This window comes from Sphingomonas sp., from assembly GCF_035317925.1.
Taxonomy (GTDB): domain Bacteria; phylum Pseudomonadota; class Alphaproteobacteria; order Sphingomonadales; family Sphingomonadaceae; genus Sphingomonas_I.
In genome coordinates, this window is record NZ_DATHFV010000104.1 from 1 (window position 1) to 14,551 (window position 14,551).

15 protein-coding genes, 1 tRNA gene and 1 pseudogene are annotated in these 14,551 nt (G+C 65.0%); 8 read left to right on the forward strand and 9 right to left on the reverse strand.

The annotated features are described in order from the left end of the window. The 4 genes from VK533_RS07610 to VK533_RS07625 all read left to right on the forward strand — a co-directional run. Nucleotides 1–1,198, forward strand: a 1,198-nt coding sequence (locus tag VK533_RS07610; protein WP_324376263.1) for a transferrin receptor-like dimerization domain-containing protein, incomplete at its 5' end; no start/stop codon positions are given. Nucleotides 1,199–1,201: 3 nt separating this feature from the next. After that, nucleotides 1,202–1,432 (forward strand): phosphoribosylformylglycinamidine synthase subunit PurS, encoded by a 231-nt coding sequence (purS, locus tag VK533_RS07615; protein WP_324376264.1) that lies wholly within the window; start codon nucleotides 1,202–1,204, stop codon nucleotides 1,430–1,432. A gap of 4 nt (nucleotides 1,433–1,436) precedes the next feature. Continuing rightward, complete coding sequence (gene purQ / locus VK533_RS07620) at nucleotides 1,437–2,102, forward strand: phosphoribosylformylglycinamidine synthase subunit PurQ (protein ID WP_324376265.1); 666 nt, start codon at nucleotides 1,437–1,439, stop codon at nucleotides 2,100–2,102. Nucleotides 2,103–2,170: 68 nt separating this feature from the next. Continuing rightward, nucleotides 2,171–2,521: a GFA family protein gene (locus tag VK533_RS07625; protein ID WP_324376266.1), complete on the forward strand. Its 351-nt coding sequence runs from the start codon at nucleotides 2,171–2,173 to the stop codon at nucleotides 2,519–2,521. Here the strand turns inward: VK533_RS07625 and VK533_RS07630 are convergent. After that, nucleotides 2,518–3,267, reverse strand: coding sequence for a queuosine precursor transporter (locus VK533_RS07630; protein ID WP_324376267.1), 750 nt, complete (start codon nucleotides 3,265–3,267; stop codon nucleotides 2,518–2,520). The two genes, VK533_RS07625 and VK533_RS07630, sit on opposite strands and share 4 nt — an antisense overlap. A 107-nt stretch (nucleotides 3,268–3,374) precedes the next feature. Here VK533_RS07630 and VK533_RS07635 point away from each other — a divergent pair, with 107 nt between their 5' ends. The 3 genes from VK533_RS07635 (at nucleotide 3,375) to VK533_RS07645 (ending at nucleotide 4,561) form a co-directional block, all read left to right on the forward strand. Beyond that, entirely contained in the window at nucleotides 3,375–4,028 is a 654-nt protein-coding gene (locus tag VK533_RS07635) for an FABP family protein (protein ID WP_324376268.1), read from the forward strand. Between the two features lie 7 nt (nucleotides 4,029–4,035). Then, nucleotides 4,036–4,431 (forward strand): VOC family protein, encoded by a 396-nt coding sequence (locus tag VK533_RS07640; RefSeq protein ID WP_324376269.1) that lies wholly within the window; start codon nucleotides 4,036–4,038, stop codon nucleotides 4,429–4,431. A 53-nt stretch (nucleotides 4,432–4,484) separates the two neighbouring features. Next, nucleotides 4,485–4,561, forward strand: a tRNA-Arg gene (locus VK533_RS07645). Nucleotides 4,562–4,643: 82 nt separating this feature from the next. On the opposite strand, the gene VK533_RS07650 is transcribed toward VK533_RS07645, so the two are convergent. The 7 genes and pseudogenes from VK533_RS07650 to VK533_RS07680 all read right to left on the reverse strand — a co-directional run bounded on the left by VK533_RS07650 (nucleotide 4,644) and on the right by VK533_RS07680 (nucleotide 11,721). Next, the gene (locus VK533_RS07650; protein WP_324376270.1) at nucleotides 4,644–5,309 is read right to left on the reverse strand and encodes a dihydrofolate reductase family protein; all 666 of its coding nucleotides are present in this window, start codon (nucleotides 5,307–5,309) and stop codon (nucleotides 4,644–4,646) included. Then, nucleotides 5,309–5,815: an SRPBCC family protein gene (locus tag VK533_RS07655; protein WP_324376271.1), complete on the reverse strand. Its 507-nt coding sequence runs from the start codon at nucleotides 5,813–5,815 to the stop codon at nucleotides 5,309–5,311. Before VK533_RS07655 ends, VK533_RS07650 begins: the two co-directional genes overlap by 1 nt. Nucleotides 5,816–5,818: 3 nt before the next feature. Then, nucleotides 5,819–6,160: a metalloregulator ArsR/SmtB family transcription factor gene (locus tag VK533_RS07660; RefSeq protein WP_324376272.1), complete on the reverse strand. Its 342-nt coding sequence runs from the start codon at nucleotides 6,158–6,160 to the stop codon at nucleotides 5,819–5,821. 74 nt (nucleotides 6,161–6,234) lie between these two features. Further along, a complete protein-coding gene (locus VK533_RS07665) occupies nucleotides 6,235–8,031 on the reverse strand; it encodes a DUF4231 domain-containing protein (RefSeq protein ID WP_324376273.1) in 1,797 nt (598 codons plus the stop codon). Between the two features lie 17 nt (nucleotides 8,032–8,048). Then, a pseudogene (locus VK533_RS17250) lies at nucleotides 8,049–8,147 on the reverse strand (PEPxxWA-CTERM sorting domain-containing protein); the annotation flags it as partial. Nucleotides 8,148–9,309: 1,162 nt separating this feature from the next. Next, a complete protein-coding gene (locus VK533_RS07675) occupies nucleotides 9,310–11,181 on the reverse strand; it encodes a toll/interleukin-1 receptor domain-containing protein (protein WP_324376275.1) in 1,872 nt (623 codons plus the stop codon). A gap of 45 nt (nucleotides 11,182–11,226) precedes the next feature. Then, nucleotides 11,227–11,721: a DUF2141 domain-containing protein gene (locus VK533_RS07680; RefSeq protein ID WP_324376276.1), complete on the reverse strand. Its 495-nt coding sequence runs from the start codon at nucleotides 11,719–11,721 to the stop codon at nucleotides 11,227–11,229. Nucleotides 11,722–11,881: 160 nt separating this feature from the next. Between VK533_RS07680 and VK533_RS07685 the strand changes: the two genes are divergently transcribed. After that, nucleotides 11,882–13,672, forward strand: coding sequence for a tetratricopeptide repeat-containing sulfotransferase family protein (locus VK533_RS07685; RefSeq protein ID WP_324376277.1), 1,791 nt, complete (start codon nucleotides 11,882–11,884; stop codon nucleotides 13,670–13,672). Nucleotides 13,673–13,739: 67 nt separating this feature from the next. Here the strand turns inward: VK533_RS07685 and VK533_RS07690 are convergent. After that, a partial coding sequence (locus tag VK533_RS07690; protein ID WP_324376278.1) for a glycoside hydrolase family 92 protein occupies nucleotides 13,740–14,551 on the reverse strand: 812 nt, incomplete at its 5' end.

Genomic DNA, 14,551 nt, shown 5'->3' on the forward strand with positions numbered 1-14,551 from the left:
GGCTGATCCGCTCTCCGGCAATGTCGCGATGATGTCCGAGATGAAGGCGATCGGAGGCCTGTTGAAGCAGGGTTGGCGGCCGGCGCGGACGATCGTCTATGCCAGCTGGGACGGCGAGGAGCCGGCCTTGCTCGGCTCGACCGAATGGGCCGAGCAGCATGCCGACGAACTGAAGCGCAAGGCGCTCATCTACATCAATTCGGACGGCAATGGCCGCGGCTTCCTCAACGCCGGCGGCAGCCACGATTTCCAGCATCTGGTCAATCAGGTGATGGCCGACGTCACCGATCCCGAGACCGGCGCCACTGTCGCTCAGCGTGCCCGCGCCGGGATCCGCGTCGGCGCTTATGAAGGCGAGAAAACCGACGAACGCGAACTGACTGCGGCGGAAAGCGGTGGCGATCTGCCGATCGCGGCGCTCGGCTCAGGGTCGGATTATTCGTCCTATCTGCAGCACCTGGGATTGCCCGCGCTCGACCTCGGTTTCGGCGGCGAGGACAATAGCGGCGGCGTCTATCATTCGCTCTACGACAGCTTCCACCACATGACGACGTTCGACGATCCCGGCCTGAAATATGGCGCGGCTCTGTCCAAGGTCGCGGGCCGCGTGGTGCTGCGCATCGCCGACGCCGATACGCCGACGATGCGCTTCGGCGACTTCGCCGACACGGTCGCGGTCTATCTCGATGAAGTGACCAAGCTCGCCGACAAGCGCCGCGATGCCGACCGCAAATATGAGGCTTTGGGCAAGGACGACGCTTTCCGGCTGGCGGACGACCCGCTCAAGTCCGTCGGCGCGCCCTTACCCGAGGCTCCGACACCACATATCGAACTGGCGGCGCTGGCCGATGCGGTCGATCATCTCAAGAAGGCCGCACACGCCTTCGACACCGCTTATGCCGACAAGGGCGGCAAGCTCGACCCGGCGCAGCGCACCAGGCTCAACGGCCTGCTGCGCGACATCGACCAGACCTTGCTCGACGATCGCGGCCTGCCCGGCCGGCCCTGGTACAAGAACATGATCTACGCGCCGGGCCGCCTGACCGGCTACGGCGCCAAGACATTGCCGGGCGTGCGCGAGGCGATCGAGGATCGGCGCTTCGACGATGCGAACCTGTATGCCGCGCGGACGGCAAAAGTCGTGAATAATTACGCCGACCGACTTGACCAAGCGCGTGCCCTCGTAGAGGGGCACTGAGCCATGAAGACGCGTATTTACGTGACGCTCAAGACTGGCGTTCTCGACCCGCAGGGCAAAGCCATCCACCACGCGCTCGAAGGCCTCGGCTTTTCGGGCGTGGAGGATGTCCGTCAGGGCAAATATATCGAGCTCGACCATGCCGACGGCGTCACCGACGCGGACCTGGAGGCGATGTGCCGCAAGCTGCTCGCCAACACGGTGATCGAGAATTATCGCATCGAACGGGGGTAAGGTCATGAAATCCGCGGTGATCGTGTTTCCGGGCTCCAATTGCGACCGGGATCTGGCGGTGGCGATCGAAACGGTCACGGGCCGTGCGCCGACCATGCTGTGGCACCGTGAGACCGAGCTTCCCGAGGGATGCGATCTGATCGCAGTGCCCGGCGGTTTCTCCTACGGCGATTATCTCCGCTCCGGCGCGATGGCGGCGCGATCGCCGGTAATGAAGGCGGTGGTCGCGGCGGCCGAACGCGGCGTACCCGTGCTGGGCGTGTGCAACGGCTTCCAGATATTGACCGAGGCAGGTCTGTTGCCCGGCGCGCTGATGCGCAATGCCGGCCTGTCCTTCGTCTGCCGCCGGGTGGCGCTGACGGTCGAGAACAGCCAGTCGATCTTCACCAGCCGCTACAATGCGGGTGAGGAGATCACGATTCCTGTCGCGCACCATGATGGCAATTTCACCGCCGACGACGCCACGCTCGACCGGATCGAGGGCGAAGGGCGTGTTGCCTTTCGCTATGCCGAGAAGGTCAACGGTTCGGCCCGCGGCATCGCGGGCATCGTCAACCAGGCAGGCAACGTGCTCGGCATGATGCCGCATCCCGAACGGATGATCGGCCCCGAACATGGCGGCAGCGACGGCCGCAAGCTGTTCGAAGGCCTGCTCGAAGCTGTCGCTTGAGCGCGCCGGCCGTAACCGGCGGCTGCCTGTGCAGGGCCGTACGCTATTCGGCTAGGCAGCCACCGCTGATGGCGCGCATCTGCTGGTGCCGCATCTGCCAGCACGTGACCGGCGGCAATTCCAGCGTGAACGCCTTCTTCCACCGCGCCGATTTCGAGATCGAGGGCGAAGTCCGCTGGTATGAGAAGACCGCCGACAGCGGCAACGCGATCAACCGCGGCTTCTGCCCGACCTGTGGTTCGCCTTTGTTTGCGCAAAATGCGGCGCGCCCGGAGTTTATCGTCGCGCGGGTCGGGTCGCTCGACGAACCGAGCGCGGTTTCGCCGATCGCCTCGATCTGGACGAGTGAAGCGCCCGAATGGGCGTTGATCCACCCGGACATTCCTCAAGTCGAGAAGCAGCCTCCGCCGGTCGCCTAAACGCGCGCGCGGAACGGCGAGAAGTCGGTCTGTTCGTCAAATACATCGACGCCTTCGCGCCGCTTGAGGAATCCGACGACGGCATAAGTGACCGGCGTCAGGATCACCTCCCACGACACCTTGAGCACCCACTGGGTGCCGAGCACGATCAGCACTTCGTGCGTGGTCCAGCCGACCGCGCCGAGGAATGCCATCGGATAGAAGATCAGGCTGTCGACGCCCTCCCCGATGATCGTGGACCCGATCGTGCGCGTCCACAGCCAGCGGCCCTGCGTCATGATCTTCATCTTGGCCAATACGAAGCTGTTGGCGAACTCGCCCGCCCAGAACGCGCAGAGCGAAGCGAGCGCGATCCGCCATGCCTGGCCGAACACCGCTTCATAGGCAGCCTGCCCGGTCCAGCCGGCATCAGGCGGCAACGCCACCACGACGATGCTCATGAACACCATGAACAGCAAAGCCGCGAAGCCCGCCCACACGCAACGCCGTGCGCGGCCGTAGCCATAGACCTCGGTCAGCACGTCGCCGAGGACATAGGAGACGGGAAAGAACAATATGCCCGCCCCGAACGGCCACGGCCCGATCCACGGCAGGTCGATCACCGCGCGCTTGCCCGCGCCGATGATGTTGGACAGCAACAGGATGGTGACGAACGCTGCCATCATGAAATCGAAATAGCGGAAGGGCCGCCCTGCAAGCGCCCCCGCCTCGACCGCAACCGGCCGTCCTTCCCCTGCCCCGTTCATAGCGCCAGACTATCGTGCTTGCGCTTTCGCGCAATCCACGTTCGGCCATTTCCTTGGGCGGTCGTTACGGGCACATTCGTCGGGGAATCGCATTACCGGAGTAACCCATGCCCGCCTTCCCGGAAGACGTCTTTACCGAGCCGACCGACGTCGATCCCGACACCCTGGCCAATCTCGGGCCGCTGCGGCGGCTCGCGGGCACCTGGCAAGGCGAACATGGGGTCGATCTGAATCCCAAGGCGGACGGCCCCGAACGGCGGGTCTTCATCGAGCGTATCGAGATGCAGCCGATCGATCCGCAGGCCAACGGGCCGCAGCTCTTCTACGGGCTGCGCTATCATATCCACATCAACACGCGTGAGGAGGAGATCACCTTCCACGATCAGGTCGGATATTGGTTGTGGGAACCCGCAACCGGGCTGGTCCTGCAGACACTCGCCATCCCGCGAGGGCAGATCGCGATAGCGTCGGGGCATGCGGCACCCGACGACATGAAACTGGTGGTCAGCGCGACGCGCGGAGAAACCGAATATGGCATCTGCTCGACGGCTTTCCTGGAATATGCCTTCCGCACCGATGCCTACCAGATCACCGTGACCTTCCATCCCGATGGAAGCTGGAGCTACGTCACCGAGACGACCTTGCTCGTCCATGGGCGGACCGAACCTTTCAACCACCGCGACGTGAACCATTTAAAGAAGATCGCGGAGCCTGAGCCCAACCCGCTTGCCCAAATCCTGGCAGCGAAGGCCAAGGCGTGACGAAGCCATGAACTCGATACCCACGCTGCGCGTCGCCCGACCAAGCGACAATCTCGAAGCGCTTCTTCCTTTTTATCGCGATGGTTTAGGGCTGAATCTTCTCTATCGGTTCGAAAATCACAACGGCTTCGATGGTGTCATGCTTGGGCGGGAGGGTGCGTCCTATCATTTCGAATTCACGCGCGCTTATGGGCACACTGCCGGGAAAGCCCCGACGGAGGACAGTCTCCTGGTTTTCTACATTCCCGACGATACGGAATGGGCGGCGGCCGTCGCGCGGATGCGGGATGCGGGTTTCGATCCCGTCCCTGCCTTCAACCCATATTGGGACAAGTATGGTCAGACCTTCGAGGACCCGGACGGCTATCGGGTCGTGATCCAGCATTCCGTCTGGACACTGTGAAGCAGACTATCCCGGTTCCGTGGCGACGCAATCCACGCTAACGCCTTTCACGGGCGCCCGTAGCTCAGCTGGATAGAGCACATGCCTTCTAAGCCTGTGGTCGCAGGTTCGAATCCTGCCGGGCGCGCCACTTCGCGATAAAACTGACGCTCAGAGCATCGAGGCTCGCCATGCTGCCGACCTCGGCGGGGGAGCGCCGAGGGCCCAGGTGGTTACCGCTCCCGAACTGCGTAGGTCAGGTGGGTCGCCCACTGCGTCGGCTCCGCGCGGATCGGCACCAGGGCCACGCGGCCCGCGTCCACGCCCTCGAACAGGCGGATTCCGGAGCCGAAGAGCACGGGCGACAGCGCGATCGAGAACTCGTCGATCAGGCCGGCGTTCAAATATTCCAGGATCGTCTCGGCGCCGCCCGCGATGCGGACGTCGCGGTCGCCGGCGGCCTCGCGGGCCCGGTCGAGCGCGGCCTCGATGCCGTCGTTGACGAAATGGAAGATGGTCCCGCCCGGCCGCTCCCACGGCTCGCGCCTGGTGTGGGTGACGACGAACACCGGTGTGTGGAACGGTGCCTCCTCCGGCCATGCCAGCTCGCCGGCGTCGAACAGGCGCTTGCCCATGACGCTCGCGCCGGTGCGTTCGTGCGTCGCCCGAGCGATGTCGTTGTCGAGTCCTTCCTCGCCACCCTCGCCGAGTTTGAGGTTCTCCCGGAAGAACCGCTGCGGGAAGGCCCACGCCTGCAGCTCCGACCATTTCATCATCCAGCGCTGGACCCTCGGGTCGTTCTGACCTTCGGGCGAGAAGACGTCTTCGACGGGTACGGCCTCCGGCGCCATGAACCCATCGAGCGACATCGACACGCTGAAGAACACCTTCCCGGCCATCAGGCTGCCACTCCCTTCCGAACGATCTCGGTGACGTAGGCAGCCAGCTTGCTCAAGGTCTGCTGGCCGCCCTCGATCGCGTGGTACTTCTCGACCACCTCGTCGCGCAGTTCCTTGGTAGGGAATACCGTACGCATCTCGATTCTGGTCGCCGCACCGTCGGGCTCGAACGTCAGGACCGACTCAAAGGCGTTCGGGTCGCCGCGAGCCTCACCGTGCAGCAGCGCGATCCGCTCCGACGGGGCGATCTCGGTCCAGGAGATCCACTCCTGGTAGTCCGTCCCGTCCGGTCCGTGCATCACGAAGACCCACTCCCCGCCGGCGCGGAACTCGAACGCCCGCGTGGTGGTGGTGAACCCCTCCGGACCCCACCATCGCGACAGGTGCCGGACTTCGGTGAACGCCTCGAACACCAGCTCCCGTGGGGCATTGATGAGCCGGGAGATCACGATCTCGCGGTCGGCCGTCCCTGACTGCGCCAGTGCGTCGTGTCCTTTCGCTGCCATCGGTCACTCCTCCTGCCTTGCCTGCTTGAGGTCCTGCACGTACGCGTCCAGCCGATCGAAACTCTCGTTCCAGAACCCCTCGAACCCGCCGATCCACTCGTGGACCGCGCGCAGCTCGCGGGCCTCGAGGCCGTACACGCGCTGCTTGCCTGCCTTGCGGTCCCGTACGAGCCCGACCTGCCGGAGCACCCGCAGATGTTTGGACGCCCCCGGCTGGGTCATTCCCAGCTTCTGGGCCAACTCGGTAACCGGCCGCTCACCCGCCCGCAGCAGTACCAGGATATCCCGGCGCCGCGGCTCGGCGATCGCGTTGAAAACGTCCGATGTCGTCGCCGCTCGTGCCATGGGTGCTATCATATTCCGATATCGGCATGCGTCAAGCCGAAGATTCAGCTTTTGTCCGACGACGATCGCGCCACTCAGGAAGGAATCGCGAGCTTGCGGTGGGTGTAGGTGGAGCGCCACTCGCCCAGATCCGCGAGCATGATCGAGGCGGCTTCCTCGCTCGCGCGCACCGCTGCCTTATGATCGATCGGGTCGCGCCGCAGCAGACTGGCGGCATGCGCGAGCCGCCGGGCCGTCTCGGCGGAACGTCCGGCGGTGCCCGCGAAATCGCCCGCGCCGCGTATCCCGAAGATCGCCGCACCCAGTGTCGGCAACGCCGCCGACAGCATCCCCAGGACCGGCGCGATCTGCTTGGTCAGTTCATGCGCGAACAACAGGCCGCCGAGCGTGCCGAGGCCGATCAGGATCGTCATTGCGAACAGGGTCAGACCGATCTGATGGAGCCGGTGATCGAGCACATGCATCCGGTGTGCTGAGGCGCGATGATAACCGACCTGCCCATCCAGCTCGTGCGCGGCGATATGGCGCGCCAGCCGGCCGAGCGCGTCCGGCCCCGCCAGCGTCGGCGGCGCGCCGAGCGACCGCCACAGCGCCTGCGCGTACCAGTCGGTCCAACGACGCGACGCCCCGCTCGACCGCACCGCCGCACTGGCGGCGCCGAGCAGTTTGAGGCTGCGCAGCGGGCGGAGCTGTTCGGCGAGGAAGCGATAATCGAGCCAACGCCGGTGCCATTGCCGCTTGGTGCCGTGCGCCGTGTTGGCCACCACGGCGGCGATGATCAGCAGTTCGGCGACCAGCAATTCCAGTTTCTCGCCCGGCAGCAACGACGCCGCCAGCGACAGCAGAACCGCCAGCGCCGCGCCCGCGAAATTGAGGACAACGCCGCTGCGGAAGACATTGGCATAATGCTGGGCCAGCCCGTCGGCCCAGGCAAAGGCCGATTCCAGCACCTCCATGCGCGCCGCCGGGCCGCATGCATCGGCGACGCCCTGATGATAGGTTTCCCAATCGAGCCGCGCCGTCTCGGCATAGCCGGCCGCGCGGAAGCTGGCGCGGCGGATCGGCTGGACGCCGACCGTCGCCAGTAGCAGCGCCCATTCGGGGCGGGATCGCACGCGCCGTTCATGCTCGGCCAGGAAGAGGGTCAGTTCGGGCATCGCATCGGGCGGCGCGAGCAGCGCGTCGAGTACTTCCTCCAACGCCGCTCTGTCGAGCGGGCGGCGCGGCGCGTCGTCGCTGCGCAGCAGTTCCGGCGCGACATCCTCGAAACCGGCCCACAAGATCGTCGGCGCATCGGCCGATCCTGTCGGCAGGTGGATGACGGGGACGCCCCGGCGCACAGCGATATCGACCACCTCGGCGGTGCCGCCCGGACCGCGCGCTTCCTCGCCGTCCCATGCGGCGATCAGGATATCGCTCTGCGCGACCGTCGCCTCGCCCGCCAGCACATAGCCGCGCGTGCCCAGGCTGCGCGGCGCCGGCAACGCCCACACCGCCTCGGCGCGCGCCAGCAACGCCTCGAACCGCGCGAGCGCGGCGCCCTTGAAGTCCTCGGCATAGGTGTCACGCGCAAACGGCAGCAGCGCGTGCAGCGTGAAGCCGCGACCCAGCGCGACCGCCGCCGCGATCTGGTCCGCGCCCTCCGCCAGCGGCGACACCAGGGTCAGCACGGGTGCGCAATCGCCGAACAGATCGGCATGGGCCTGGCCGATCGCCGCGACCTTGTCGGCAATGCGCGCGAACAGGTCATCGAGCGCGGCAACCAGCGCCGCTCTCCCGTCCGTGCCGAGCGCACGGTGGCCGGTGATACCGAGCTTGAGCGCGAGTTCCGGGCGCGGCGGATGCATCGCGCCGGATCTGAGGTCAGCCATGCGGTTCGATTAAGGCGTCAGGCGAAATGTGTCGAGCGGGTCCGGCGGCGCATGGTTGCACCGGTCATGCCGAAGCCCATGATCATCATCGCCCAACTCGCGGGCTCGGGCACGCCGGCCGTCGCGAAGGAGCCGGGAGCGTAGAGCGGCGCGCGGAAGGTCTGCCCCGGCGGCGGCAGCGGTGCGTCCGCGTCGACCAGATGCAGATAGTTCGAATCCGCGTCGAACTGCCGCCCGATCACCGAAATGCCGGCGGGGCTGCCGGATGAATCGAACAGCGACGATCGCCCGGTAAGATTGGGGTCAATGCCGCCGTTGTTGCGCGGATCGCCAAAGGCGATCTGTACTCCGTCGCAGGCGTCGATGCTGTCGCACGTCCCATAGGAATTGGCGAAGCTCTGCGTGTTGAACACGATAGTCGCGCTTCCGCCCGCCGCGATGGTGACCAGCATGTTGAGGTTGGTTTCGCCCCAATCATAGGCGCTCTCATTTCCGTTCACGTAACTGGTCAGTCCGGCAAATGGCCCGTTGAAATTGCCGGGCACGGCCGATTCCTCGCCACCGAACGCATCGATCCCGCCGCCGGCGAAGTAGAGCAGGCTGGTGCCGAGCGCGTTCCCATCGGCGTCTCGGTCGGTCTGCGCGACCTGGAACGAGAAGCCTGCGAGATCCCCGCCCGTATCTCCCTGAAATCCGATATGGCCGGCAGAGATATGCGTATCGAGCCGCATCGTCACCGCCTGATCGCTGTCGTTGGTGATCACGTCGGTGACGAGCGTATTCACACTGATCGAGCAGGTGCCGACGCAGGTGAGATTGTGCAAGAAATCGAAGCTGCCGTCCGGCGCGATGGTGGAATCATAATCGAGCTTTATGCTCGTCGGCTGGCCCGGCACGGTGCCATCCACGAACAGATGAGCGCTGTCTCCCGCGATATTGCCCGTATCGATACTTCCGTGGTCGTACAGGCTGTAGGTGCTGGAGGTCGACAATGTCTCGGTCACGGTGGCGTGCGCGCCGGAGGCGATCAGCAGGCCGGCGGCGCCAAAGAGCCATGAGCGGAAGCGGACCCGTGGCGCACGCGCACGGTTCTCAACCGCATGAACTTTGAGCATGTCCCTTCCCCCCAAGGTAAGGAGCCGGAATAAACGAATCGGATACGAAATGAAAGGTCGCGGCAGGGTCGGCGATCAACTCCTTTTTTGCTCGGTTTGATGTTTCATGCGGGCGAAGAACCCACGAAGCTCCAGCTAATACCCTCCGGAAATCCGCCTTATCTTAGTTGCCAGATTTGGCTGCGCCCATCGCGGCACACGCTTGACGTGTCGCACCAAGTTCCGGATCGTGCGGATCGAGCTTCGTCTGCAATGCCAGCCCGGCCGTGCAATCACGGCGCGCTTCGTCCAGCCGCCCCGCCCCCCTGAGCACCTTCGCGCGGGCAATCAGCAGTTCGACCTGATCTGGATCGTCAGGACCGTAGCTCGCATCGTAAATCGCCTTGGTTTGCGCAAGCAGGCGCAAGGCCGCATCTGTGTCTTTTCGTTTGGCTTCCGCTTCGGCGGCGTAAAAATCGACATCGCCGACCGCCACGTTGCGCGGCCCGTAAATGCGTTCGTAGATTCCACGCGCCTTGTCGAAGCTCACGATCGCCTCTGCAAAGTCGCCTTGCGAGGTACGAATTCGCCCGAGCAGCAATTGTGACGCAGCAATAGTCGGATGGTCGCCCTCAAGCACCCGCTGATAGATGCCAATCGCCCTTGCCGCACTCCGTTCCGCTTCCGGAAAACGGCCCGCCTCAAAATATCCCGAGGCTTGGTTCTGAATCGCATTCGCAGTCAGCACATGGTTCGCGCCGAACTTGGCAGTATAAAGCTCTGCCCCCTTTGCGAACAGAACGTTAGCCGGAGCGAACTTCTTTGCGAGTACAAGCGCCCGCCCTTGGGTGAGCCACGCTCTGCCCAACTCTTGCCGGTAGTCACCACTCAGTTTGCTATAGCTTGTTGCAGCCTGATCGAGCTGCTCTGCAGCGGTTAAGTAGTGCCCCGACAGCATGGAAACCATACCGCGACGCTCCAATATCCAGGCATCGAGCGCTGGAGCATAAGCTGCGTTCTCGTCATAGGATTGCTGGGCTGCATCGATGAATCCCGCACTGCTTTTGGCGTCGCCCCGGCGGTAGGCAAGTATTGCCAGGCGTATCAGGGTACGCGCCCTGCCCTCGCTCTTCGCCGGCTCCAACGCCAGCGAGGCACGCAGGTCGCGTTCGGATTCCTTCGGCAGCCCAAGATTGAGGTAAATCTCTCCCGTCGTTTGCAGCAGCCGCGCGCTCACCGCGGGTTCGTCCTTCAACTCGCTACCCGCGCGTTTGCTAACGCGGTCGAGGATGGTGAGCGCGGTGATGGTGCGCGGGTTTTCGGTCGCGGGATTGGCGATGGCGAAGGTATCGATCAGGAACTGAAGGCTCTTGTCGGCGAGCCGCCGCTGATGCTCCGCCACGCGCCGCTGACTCTCGGCGTAGATGGCGAGTCCGATCGTCAGCACCGCCACCGCCAGCGACGCCGCCGTGAGATAGACAAGCCGCCGCTGCCGCCGCGCCGCATCGCGCCGGGCGAGCGCGTCGAGCTTGAGGCCGGTGATGCCCGCGACCAGCTTGAGCAAGGCTAGGCGGCGGCCGTCCTTGCCCGGGCGGATGTCGGCGGCGATCGGCTCGGCCGGCGTGTCGGACAGGCTGCCGTCGGGCGCGAGCTTGAAGCGCAAGGCGGGCGGGAAGCATTCCTCGTCGCCGCCGGCATAGGGCTCGCCCCCCGTGATGAGCGCGAGCGTGCGGTTTTCGCCGTGCACGCGTTTGAAGCTCAATATCTCTTCATTGACCCATTTCGACTGGGCGGCGCGCGGGCTGCACAACACGATCTGGAAGCGCGACTCCGAGAGCGCGCCACGCAATTCGCTGCCGAGATCGCCGCTCGCTGGCAATTCGTCGCGGTCGCGGAAGACGGGGGGCAGCCGGCGCGGCACCGGCCCGAACGGAGAATCCGTTCCGATCAGCGCCTTGGGCAGGCGATAGGTTTCGATCGCGCGGTGCAGCCAACGCGCGACCGCTTGATCGGCGTGGCTATAGCTTATGAAAGCCGCATAACGACTCGTCCCCACCCCCTTGGCTTAACGCAAGCGCGGCGCGCCGCAAGCGAGCGGCGATTAGCGCTCGGGCCGCATACCGAGGCCGTGGCGGTAATTCATCACGATCGTGATCCGCTTCGGCGCGTCGCCGACATCGACCGCGACCGTCTTCGCGGCCGGCTTTGACCAACCCAGCCTGGGATTGGCGGAAAAGCCGACCCCGTCGCTCGACGCCTCGAACCTGCGGTCGCCATTGCGGTCATGCAGCAAAGAAAGCGCATAGCGGCCGGGCGCGGGCGCGCGGATGCAGAGTTGGACCGGCCCATCGGCCGGCGTCGCCACATCGACGCGGGCGAAGGCTTTGCCCGCCGCCACCAGCACATTGTCGTCCGCCAGGAAATCGCCGTCATTCGCGGGATAGAGCTCCAGCTTAAGATGGCCGGCGCGATCCCTGAGCCCGCTCACATCGACGAGGAAGGCCGGCCCGGTTTCGGACGTTCGGCATTTGCCTGCATCCATGCCGAGCGTGGGCGACGATGCGAGGGTGGCGAGAAGCAAGAAGATCAAATTCATATCCCCGATCTGTCAGGGGCAGACGGCACATGGTTCACCAAGCCGCATCTCCGGACAGGTCAAAATCGACGAGCTGATGGAAGGATATATCGGGCATGTTTCGAAACCGGGTCGCGCGGATGCGATTGACTTCGCCTGGCAGTCCCGCCTTGGTTCGCTCGTGACGTCATCCGAGCTCGATCAAGCCCTCACCGCGGGCGCGACACATCTGCGCGAGGGCCGCGCGCAGGAGGCCGAGGCCGCCTTCGCGCAAGCCACCCGGCTCATGCCCGAGGCGGCGGCGGCATGGCGCGGGCTCGGCAACAGCCTGCACGCGCTGGGGCAGACAAATGAGGGCGGCGCGGCGCATCTTCGCGCGCTTCAGTTATCCGCGAAGGATCCGGAACTGGCGAAGGCGGCGCAGGCGATCGGCGCCAACCGGCTGTCGGACGCCTATCCCTGGCTGCGCGACCGGCTGCAGGCCGAACCCAGCGATATCGCCGCGCTGCGGATGATGGCCGATGTCGCGATGCGAATGGGGCGGCCGATTGACGCGGCACGCATGCTGATCCGCGCGATCGAACTCGCGCCGGATTTCACGATCGCGCGCCAATTGCTGCTCGATGCCCTGCTCCAGGCGCCGTCCGAGGACGCGTTGGCCGAACTCGATCAACGGCTCGCGAGCAAGCCCGATCATCTCGGCTACCTCAATCTCAAGGCGAACCTGCTCGATCGCGCGGGCCGTTATGACGAGGCGATCGTCCTCTATCGGCGGATGCTCGATATCCGTCCCGATGCCGTGACCTGGATCACACTCGGCAACGTGCTGCAGACGATCGGACGATCGGCCGAAAGCGTGGATTGCTACCGGCGCAGCATCGCACTCGCGCCGCAGGGCGGTGAGGCGTGGTGGTCGCTGGCCAATGCCAAGACCTTCGCTTTCTCGCCCGACGACGTGGCGCAATTGCGCGTGCTGACGGGTTTGCCCGATCTGCCGGTCGCCGATCGGCTGCAGGCCGAATTCGCGCTGGGCAAGGCGCTGGAGGATGCCGGCGACTATGCCGAGGCGTTCGAGCGTTATGCGGCGGGCAACAGGCTACGGCACGGCATGGTGCGCTACAATCAGGCGCAGATGGGCGATCAGCTGCGGCGCGCGGCGCGCCTCTACACGCCCGATTTCTTCGCCGAGCGTGCCGGCGCGGGCGATCCCGCGCCCGATCCGATCTTCATCGTCGGCCTGCCCCGCTCGGGATCGACCCTGGTCGAACAGATATTGGCCAGCCACAGCCAGATCGAAGGAACGATGGAGCTGAACGATCTGCTCCGCATCGTTCGGAAGCTTGATCTGCCCGGCGGGCGCTATCCGGAAATGCTGGCCACCGTACCCGCGGCGCAACTCGCCGCGCTGGGCCAGGATTTCCTGCAGGCCACCCGCATCCAGCGCAAGGCCGGCCGCCCGTTCTTCATCGACAAATTGCCCGTCAACTTCATGCATATCGGGCTGATCCGCACGATCCTGCCGAACGCCAAGATCATCGATGTGCGGCGCCATCCGCTGTCGTGCGGCTGGTCCTGCTTCAAGCAGCATTTCGCGCGCGGCCACGATTTCAGCTACGATCTCAGGGATATCGGCGCCTATTACCGGACCTATATCGGCTTCATGGCCCTGTGGGACGCGGTGCTGCCGGGTCACGTCCATCGCATCTTCTATGAAGATCTGGTCGCGGACACCGAAAGCGAGGTTCGCCGCCTGCTCGATACTCTCGGCCTGCCATTCGAGCCCGGCTGCTTGGCCTTCCACCGGACCGAACGCGCCGTCCGCACGCCCAGCGCGCAACAGGTGCGCCAACCGATCTTCACCGGCGGGCTCGATCAATGGCGCAAGTTCGATCCCTGGCTGGGGCCGCTCAAGCACGCGCTTGGCGACGTGCTCGACGCCTACCCCGCCATTCCGGATACGCTGCGCCCTTAGCCCCGAATGGAGCCTGATTCACGTCATCGCGGAAGCGCGCAGCGCTTCCACCAATGACGATCAGGCTCTAGGCGAAGGACGGCGGCCGATCGGCCTTGTCCGCGCCGAAGCGGGGATCGGGCTTCGGCCCCATCTTGAAGACCAAACGCCCGCCCTTGGCGAGATCGGCATGGCTGATCCAGCTCTTGCTCCAAGGCTCGCCATTCCAGCGCACCGACTGGATGTAGAAATTGTCGGGCCCGGCATCGCGCGCCTCGATCTCCAACGTCTTCCCGTTTTCGAGGTCGATCGCCACACGTTCGAACAAAGGCGATCCGAACACGTAATTGGTGCTGACCGGATCGACCGCATAGAGGCCCATCGCGCTCATCAGGTACCAGGCGCTCATCTGCCCGCAATCTTCGTTGCCGGCGAGTCCGTCGGGCTGATCGCGATACATCGTGTCGAGCAGCATGCGGACGCGTGCCTGCGTCTTATGATGCGCGCCGGTATACGCGTAGAGATAGGCGACGTGGTGGCTGGGCTCGTTGCCATGCGCATATTGGCCGACCAGCCCGGCAATATCGGGCGGCGCACCCTCCCCCATACCGGTGACGACAAAGAGTTGGTCGAGCTTCGCCTCGAATGCCTTCTCGCCGCCGAACATCTCCATGTAATGATAGAGATCGTGCTGGTTGAGAAAGGTCGCTTCCCAGCTGTTGCTCTCGGTGAAGTCGCGCCATTTATGCCAATCGTGCCCGATCCCCTTGGGATCATAGGGTTCTGCCCACTGGCCGTTGGCGAGGCGCGGACGAATGAAGCCGAGCTTGGCGTCGAACAGGTTGGCGTAATTGCGCGATCGTGCCCGCAGTGCTGTCGCATCGTCGTGCGCGCCCGCGG